The sequence below is a fragment of the Cryobacterium sp. TMS1-20-1 genome, assembly GCF_004402355.1.
In the GTDB taxonomy this organism is placed as follows: Bacteria; Actinomycetota; Actinomycetes; order Actinomycetales; family Microbacteriaceae; genus Cryobacterium; species Cryobacterium levicorallinum.
The window spans coordinates 109,624-117,455 of the sequence record NZ_SOGF01000033.1 but is presented as its reverse complement, the minus strand read 5'-3'; the positions used below and the strand labels follow the sequence as shown (position 1 = coordinate 117,455).

Genomic DNA, 7,832 nt, shown 5'->3' with positions numbered 1-7,832 from the left:
GAAGCCCGCTCTCAACGCCTTCGCCATCACCTTCCACGACCGCTGGCCGAACGCAGAATCCTACTAATGAAAAACGCCGGAAACACCGTTACTGAGACACACCCCGCCGCCCCGCAAGGGAACCGACGAGGACACCGGCATTGTCTGGAGGTCGGCCGAATGGACCTTCGGCCTCCACATATCCGGAGTTGATCCGGGATGATTGGAGTACTTTTGGTGTGTGAGTGCTCTCAGGTTGGGCCGTGACTACCCCGGTTCCGTGGGGACGTGCTGGCTTGGTTTTCGTCGGACTCGGATTGTCGGGACTATTTGGAGTGGCTGCCTTGGCCGGATGGCTTCGTCTGCGCCGAGTGTGGGCAGGCTGGCGGCTTGGCGACGGCAGGTTCATGTGTGCTGGTTGCTCGCACCGTACCTCGGTGACGGCAGCCACCATCTTAGACCGCACCTGGATGCCGTTGACGGTCTGGTTCAACGCCTGCTCGGCGTTTGCGACGGCCAAGGACGGGATCTGCGCCTTGAGCCTCCAGCGGACTCTGGAGATCGGTTCGTACCAGAAAGCGTGGGCGATGCTGCATCGTCTGCGGCCAGTACTGATCCAGCCCGGCCGAGAGCGCTTGTTGGGCGTGGTGGAGGTCGACGAGGCCTTCATCGGTGGCGAGGAGTCGGGACTGGCCGGTAGCCGAGCCAAGGGCAGGGAGGCACTGGTCTGTGTGGCGGTGGAGCTGAAGTCCTCGACAGGCTTCGGCCGCTGTCGGATGGCGGTGATCGAGGATGCGACCGCCTCGACGGTGATCACTGACAGATGGATGGGCTACGCAGGCATGAACACGATCGGCTACGTTCACGACCGACGCAGTCAACGTGCGGCCAAAGGGCGAGGCGAGGACCCAGCGACGCTGCTGCTGCCTGCGTCGCATCGCGTCGCTAGCTAAGGGCTGGCCGCTCAGTACCGACCAAGGAGCGGTGGACCCTGCTCACCTCCCCGGCTGCCTCAACGAGTTTGTATTCCGGTTCAATCGTCGAACCTCGCGTAGCCGTGGTCTGCTGTTCATGCGCGTTCTCTGAGCTTGCGGTTGCTGACGACTCGGTCCGGTATCGACAGCTGATCAGCCAGCCGGCTACCGGCCCAGCCTCGAGCGCCCACGCCCAGACCGGCCCAGGCGATATGCCACAGGAATCAACTCCGGTTACGTGGAGAGCCCGCATCACACTACTGACCTGCACGGTGTCGAGAAACTCCACCACGCAGCGGGACGTGATCGCCCATCTGTGACCTTGACCGTACTAACAATCCACGTGAGCGGCCCGATAGCACGCTATCAACTGGGCCCATTCTTCATCAGTTCACTCCCAGGAATTGGGCCCCAGCTGCCAGTCGGACCCCAATCGCAGAGGCAGAATCGAAACGAAATCAAAATTTCCCCTGTGGTTGACCGATGGGATAAAGATTATCAATCAGAGAAAATTCCTTGCATAAGTATGCTTTGCTCCAATACGGTGTCCTTTTAGAGGTGCAAATGCCGCACCCTGACCACCCGACAGACGTGTTCATCGCACGCGTGTTCTCCAAAGCTCAAAGATTAGAGGTAGCGGTCATGAGACGTAAATCCGTGATGAAACTCCTGGCTGGAATGGTCGGCGTAGGGCTCCTGTTGTCCGGTTGTTCGGCAACCCAGGGCGGGGGTGACAAGAGCACGGTTGTGTACTGGAGCCAGTTCAACAAGGGTGAGCCCCTCCAGTTGGTCATCCAGGACATGATCGACCAGTTCGAGTCGGAAAACCCCGACATGATTATCGAGGCGAACTGGGCCGGACGGGACGTCCTCACGAAGCTCCAGGGCGCGGTCCAGGCCGGAACGCCGGTCGACATCGTCGACCAGTCGAACGACCGCATCCTCACGGCAGTTGTCGACAACGACCTCGCAGTGAAGCTCGACGACTACCTGCAGGAGCCGTCGTACGGAAAAACCTCCGGCGCGTGGCTCGACGACTTCACCCCGGGTTCGCTTGAGGCCTTCGCCACGAGCGACGGCACGTACATGATTCCGCGTGAGTCATACATTTCCGGCATGTGGTACAACGTGGATCTGCTGCAGGATGCCGGCATCGAGCCGTCTGCCGCCGGGACGACCTGGGACGAATTCCTGGAAGATCTGGACACGCTTGCAACTAAGTACCCTGACGTCTCGCCGCTCGGCGCTGACGCGTCTATCGACTTCTACAACAACTGGTGGTTCTCCTACTTGGCGATCCGCGTGGCGGGGCTGGAAGCCTTCCAGAATGCCGCGCACGACCCGACCGGCGAGGCCTGGAAGCAGCCTGAGTTCCTGAAGGCAGCTGAGATGCTGCGCGACTTGCAGGACAAGGGCTATTTCCAAGACGACTATCAGGGATCGGTGTACCCGGCAATGCAGGCCGAGTGGGCCAACAGCAAGGTCGCCCTGTTCTTGAACGGTGCATGGATCCCGAACGAGGTTGGCCCGCAGGCACCCGTCGACTTCAAGATGGACGTCTTCGCGTTCCCAAACGTGGATGGTGGGCGGGGCAACGATCTCGTCGAGTATTGGTCCAATGCCTGGGCCGTGCTCAACATTGGCAAGCAGTCCGATGCCGCAGTCGAATTCCTTCAGTTCGCGACGTCCCCGGATAAGGGCGGCAAGATGCTGACGGACGCGGGGTTCCCGATTCCGCTGAAGGGTGCTGCGACACCCGCGGCGTTTGCGGGGCAGGATGAGATTCTCGCGAGCTACATGACGATGGAGCAAAGGGGCGGACTCCAAGGCGAGGCAGCATATTCGACCGACGTTTACAACCTGTGCGACGACCCCTTCTTCGTCGGTACCACGACGCCAGAAGAATTTATCAGCTGCTTGGCAGCCGAGGGTGCGACCTATTGGGATTCGAACCCGCAGTAGGACTCAGTCTGGCTCATTAATCCACGCACTAAGAAGCCGCCATTAGGGCGGTGAGCGGTAACGGGCGAAGGCTCGTTAGACCTCACCGCCCCGAATAGAAAGGTCGCCGTGAGCGAATTAACAACGCGCAGCGCGATCAGCCCGCCTAGAGCGAGGCGACGTTTCAAAGGCACGGTCGGGCGTGCTGGACGCCGGAAAGTTGTTCTCCCCTTCCTCCTCCCTGCACTGCTCGTCTATTCCGTGGTGTTCGTCTACCCGGCCGTCCAGGCGCTGTGGATCAGCCTCCACGAGTGGAACGGCTTCCAGCAGGACATGGTCTATATAGGACTCGGCAATTTCACCCGCATGGTTGGTGACGCCACCTTCTGGAGCGCCTTGCAGAACACCCTACTGATCACGGTCGTCGGCGGCGCATCGATTTTCGTCCTCGTATTCTTCTTCTCGGCGAGCCTGCAGCGCAAGATCCCAGGAAAGAAGTTTTTCCGTGCCGTGATCTTCTTCCCGGTCATCCTGCCCGGCGTCGGCGTCGGTCTGATCTGGCAGTTCATCTTCAATAACAGTTGGGGGCCCCTGAGCGAAGGGCTGAAGGCAATTGGGCTCGGGTTTCTCGATAGAGCTTGGCTCGCTCCCGAGAACATTGTGTCTTCCCTCACAGTGGCAATCGTGTGGACCTTCGTCGGTTACTACCTGATCATCGTGCTCGCGGGCATCGCGAAGATCCCGATCACGTACTTCGAAGCCGCGCGGATCGACGGCGCCTCGGAATGGCGAATCTTCCGCTCGGTCACCATCCCGATGGTTTGGGATGTACTTATCGTAGCCGTCACCCTGTGGGTGATCTCTGCGCTCAAGATATTCGACTTAATCATCGCGACCACGTATCCGTCGCCGCCACGGGGGAGCTTCACCCTGACCGTATTTGTTTGGGAGAGAGCAGTCGGTATGTACACACCAGTGTTCCAACTGGGCTACGCGACGGCCTTGGGTGTCGTGCTCCTGATCCTTGTGGTCGTCAGCGTCGCTGTGATCCGCACCGTCTCGCGACGCGACGCTCTGGAGTATTGACTTGAACGACACCGTAAGTAAAATCCCGCGCCGCACAGCAGTATCCCGCCGTTGGGATGCGGGGAACGCTCCCCATTTCGTGCTGATGTGCCTGTGGGCCGCCCTGGCCATCGCGATATTTCTATGGATCATCAGCAACTCCGTGAAATCCAACGAGGAGATTTTCGGTAACTCATGGGGACTGCCAGCTGACCCGATTGGCGCCGGCATCCAGAATTATCTCAAGGCCTGGAACATCTCCAACATGGGCGGCTACTTCCTCAATAGTATGGGAGTCACCGTCGTCGCAGTAATATCCACTGTTGGCATCTCGGCGCCTGCCGCCTACGCGCTGTCGCGGATCCCGTTCCTCGGTAGCAGACCCGTATTCTACTACTTCGTCGCGGGCATGGGACTCCCGTTCCAGTTGATTCTCGTGCCGCTGTACGTGCTCTTCGTCGATCTGGGGCTCGTGGACTCGACAGCGGGGCTGGTGGTAGCGTTCACCGCCGTGTCCATCCCATTCACGATCCTGCTGCTCACCGGGTTCTTCCGCTCGCTGCCCACGGAACTCGAGGAAGCCGCCGCGATCGACGGCTCCTCCGAGTTCGGGATCTTCTTCAGAATCATGATGCCGGTGGCGACACCGGGGCTGTTTACTGCGGCGATCTTCAACTTCGTGACCATCTGGCAGGAGTACCTGCTGACGGCGCTGCTTATCACCTCCGACGAGAACCGCACCCTCCCTGTCGGACTCATGTCAATGCGCCAGTCCCTGCAATACAGCGGCGATTGGGCTTCGATGTTCGCGGGGATTGTAATCGTCGTTATTCCGTCGTTCATCATTTTTGTCGCCCTGTCTAATCGGATCATGGCGGGCCTCACGATGGGATCGGGAAAATGAGCAGGTTGTTGGCCAACGACTCGGGTCGTATCATCGTCACCCTGGGTGAGGAGGTCGGGGGTAGGCGCCAAGCTCGCACGACGCTCGACATAGGAGCGGGCCCCGCGACGTTGTACGTCCTCGCGCGCGCGCACTGCCCGGACGGCCCCGCGCTGGATGTGAGCGTGGGCGACACGCTGGTCGGATCCATCGCACCCCGCACGGATCCCGTGCTTACCTGGCATGACCTGCCTCTTCCCGCTGGAATCGCCAGCGGGCCGACCACAGTAAGGCTATCGGCGGGCGGGGACGGACGGACGTCCTGGAGCGTCGCCGTTGACTATACGGGCGATGGAGGTGACGAGTTATCTCTCGACCGTGGTGCAACTTGGTCGAGCGAACGAATCGGCTACATGCACGTCGCGCCGGGACGATACGTGGTGCGAGCCCGTGCATCGGAAGGCTCGGATCCCGTTCCGCTCCGGCACGCGTGGGAGCAGCTGGGTCATCCAGCGGTCGAGGAGTTCACCTCGTATCTGCCCGCCGCGGCAAGGGAGGCCAGGGACCCCTGGAACGCCGTACAGGTCCTGAGCACCTGGGTCGCGGGCTTGTGGACCTACCGCAATACGTCCCAAGCGCTGCAGTACGCGCCGTGGGACCCGATCACGATCCTGGATTGGGGTCGTCGAAACATGGGTCACGCGGGTAATCTCCCCGTCGTGATGTGTGTCCACTACGCGGTGGTTTTCGTCTCTGCCTGCCAAGCGTTGGGAATCCCGGCGAGGTGCGCTCCGCTTACTGGGGCCATGAACAGTCTCAGTGGACATTTCGTCGCCGAGGTATGGATGGAGAAGTGGGGCCGTTGGGTAATGGTCGACCCGAACTTTGACATCACCATCGATGGCCCGGATGGCCCGGCCGACCTGCGGACGATCCGCAAGCTCGGCGGTAACCTGAAGCCGCATGTGAAGGCTGGCACCGGGATCGAAAGCCACCTTGCGGCACCGGCGGAACGCACGTGGTTCGAGAATATTCTCCTCAAGGGCATCGTGTACCGCGATCGTGCCCTATGGCCGCGCAGCGATTTCCTGTCGCGACCCGAGCTCGCCCCTCCCGGCCACGGGGCAACGGCCTACAGCGAACTGGACATCGTTTGGGAGTCGAGAGGTCTCGAGCGCGGCTTCGGAATGTTCCGGCATTTCGGCGACGAGGCATGGTTCGACGCCCCGCCGAAGGACGGCACCCGATGAGGAGAAGGAAGAGCCGTACGAAATGAGGAGTGAACGGTGAAAGTACGAGCTTTCGCGATCAGGGACCAGAAACTCGACGATTGGGAACGCAGGGTTGAGGGCCGGTGGTCGATCGAGGCGCTTAGGGCCGATGAGCGCTATAGGGATGGCTGGTTGTCGATCGACTGCCTGGCGTGGGACGGCGACAGTGGAAAGATGTATCTTGGCCTCACCCTAATCAACACCGATATTTTCTGGACCTTTGATACCGGGAGTAGCACTTTCACCTCGCTCGACTTCCCAAGTGTCTCCGATCGCTTCGATGCGAAACTCCACCGTTCCCTCGAACGCGATACGGATGGGTCTTACATCATAGCGACGGCTATGTTGCACGACATGAACCAGCAGTTCGTCGCGGGCGGGGGCAAGCTCATGCGGTACGACCCTGAAGCCGACTTGTACGACCTGCTCGACGTCCCGATCCCCGGCCAGTACATCCAATCAGTTGTACTCGACCGCGATCGTCGCCTCGTATATGGGTTCACGTACCCGGCCGAGTACATGTTCGTCCACGACCTCACGACGATGGCCACCCGCAAGCTGGCATACCTCGGCAACAGCCGGATGATCTGCCAGCCGCACAACGCCGTGATCGACACCCGCGGTCGGGTGTGGGGAACCTGGGGAGAGAACCGGGCATTCGAGTACTCCATTGGAGAGACTCCTATCCGCTACTTCTGCTATGATCCAGGCACCGAGCGGTTCGAATGGTTCGAGTACGGACCACCGCACAGGGGTCGGGGAGACACCGGAGCGGTCGACCACATGCTGCTTTCTGTCGACGGCCTGATTTACGTCGGCACTGTCGCTGGCGCCCTAAGCACGTTGGATCCGGAAACGGGAAACGTCGTGTCACTGGGCCAGCCCTTCCAAGGAAGCCGGTTGGCGGGATTAGTAGAGGCGCGTGACGGGCATATCTACGGGGCGGGCAATTCGGGCCTCGATTCGGCGGGACGCGGCACGGCTCGATTGTTCCGCTACGACCGCGCGACCGAACGGATTGATGACCTGGGAAAGATTTTCGATGAGGACCGCGATGACGGCGCGGTGAAGGTACACATGCTCGTTGAGGGGGAGGACGGCGTACTGTACGCGGGGGAGAATGACAATCGCTATCGTTCTTCTTACTTATGGCGGTGCCAGCTCGATGTTTGAGACAGCCTTCCGATCACTCACCCCAAAGAGACCTACATAGCAGCAATCCGCGAAGCTCTCGTCGACCCGTCGATCGTACAGGACGGATCAATCGTCCGCGATTAGGCAATCCTGGTCCAGGACGGAAGGATCGAAGCCGTAATCCCAGTCGGGCAGCTGCCGTCGGATATCGTGCGAAAGGATCTCGAATACGGCTTGCTGGCGCCGGGTTTCGTTGACATCCACACGCACGGTGCCGGCGGCCATTCGTTCATGGAAGCTTGGCATCCCAGAAGCGGTGGCCATGGTGACGTCCATCCCGGCGGCCGCAGTCGGGTGGCACGAGATTAGACGCATAGCGCCCAGCTTCGTGACCGACCTGGTCATCCTCGATGAGGAGACGCTTCTGCCTCGAGCAGTTGCGGTCGCGCGGGGACAAGCTCCCCGGCCGGATCGCTCTAAATGCAATCCATCATCGATGGCGCTATACCAGTCCGTACTGACGGAAGTCCTGTACATGATCGCTAGCGCCCCAGTCGTTGTCACGGCATATTTCTAACCCCTCGA

8 protein-coding genes are annotated in these 7,832 nt (G+C 60.5%); 7 read left to right on the top strand and 1 reads right to left on the bottom strand.

The annotated features are described in order from the left end of the window. The first annotated feature begins 267 nt into the window (after positions 1 to 267). The 7 genes from E3O45_RS17975 to E3O45_RS07855 all read left to right on the top strand — a co-directional run bounded on the left by E3O45_RS17975 (position 268) and on the right by E3O45_RS07855 (position 7,286). A complete protein-coding gene (locus E3O45_RS17975; RefSeq protein WP_241985276.1) occupies positions 268 to 420 on the top strand; it encodes a transposase in 153 nt (50 codons plus the stop codon). Next, the gene (locus E3O45_RS17970; protein WP_241985275.1) at positions 417 to 932 is read left to right on the top strand and encodes an IS1595 family transposase; all 516 of its coding nucleotides are present in this window, start codon (positions 417 to 419) and stop codon (positions 930 to 932) included. The genes E3O45_RS17975 and E3O45_RS17970 overlap by 4 nt, the downstream gene beginning before the upstream one ends. A gap of 681 nt (positions 933 to 1,613) precedes the next feature. Beyond that, positions 1,614 to 2,915: an ABC transporter substrate-binding protein gene (locus E3O45_RS07875; protein WP_241985278.1), complete on the top strand. Its 1,302-nt coding sequence runs from the start codon at positions 1,614 to 1,616 to the stop codon at positions 2,913 to 2,915. Positions 2,916 to 3,023: 108 nt separating this feature from the next. Beyond that, positions 3,024 to 3,980: a carbohydrate ABC transporter permease gene (locus E3O45_RS07870; protein WP_134442893.1), complete on the top strand. Its 957-nt coding sequence runs from the start codon at positions 3,024 to 3,026 to the stop codon at positions 3,978 to 3,980. A 1-nt stretch (position 3,981) separates the two neighbouring features. Beyond that, positions 3,982 to 4,863: a carbohydrate ABC transporter permease gene (locus tag E3O45_RS07865; RefSeq protein WP_134442892.1), complete on the top strand. Its 882-nt coding sequence runs from the start codon at positions 3,982 to 3,984 to the stop codon at positions 4,861 to 4,863. Further along, positions 4,860 to 6,092 (top strand): transglutaminase family protein, encoded by a 1,233-nt coding sequence (locus E3O45_RS07860; RefSeq protein ID WP_134442891.1) that lies wholly within the window; start codon positions 4,860 to 4,862, stop codon positions 6,090 to 6,092. Before E3O45_RS07865 ends, E3O45_RS07860 begins: the two co-directional genes overlap by 4 nt. A 36-nt stretch (positions 6,093 to 6,128) precedes the next feature. Beyond that, on the top strand, positions 6,129 to 7,286 hold the full coding sequence (locus E3O45_RS07855; protein WP_134442890.1) for a hypothetical protein: 1,158 nt from the start codon (positions 6,129 to 6,131) through the stop codon (positions 7,284 to 7,286). Positions 7,287 to 7,373: 87 nt separating this feature from the next. On the opposite strand, the gene E3O45_RS07850 is transcribed toward E3O45_RS07855, so the two are convergent. Continuing rightward, entirely contained in the window at positions 7,374 to 7,571 is a 198-nt protein-coding gene (locus tag E3O45_RS07850) for a hypothetical protein (RefSeq protein WP_134442889.1), read from the bottom strand. Positions 7,572 to 7,832 lie beyond the last annotated feature (261 nt).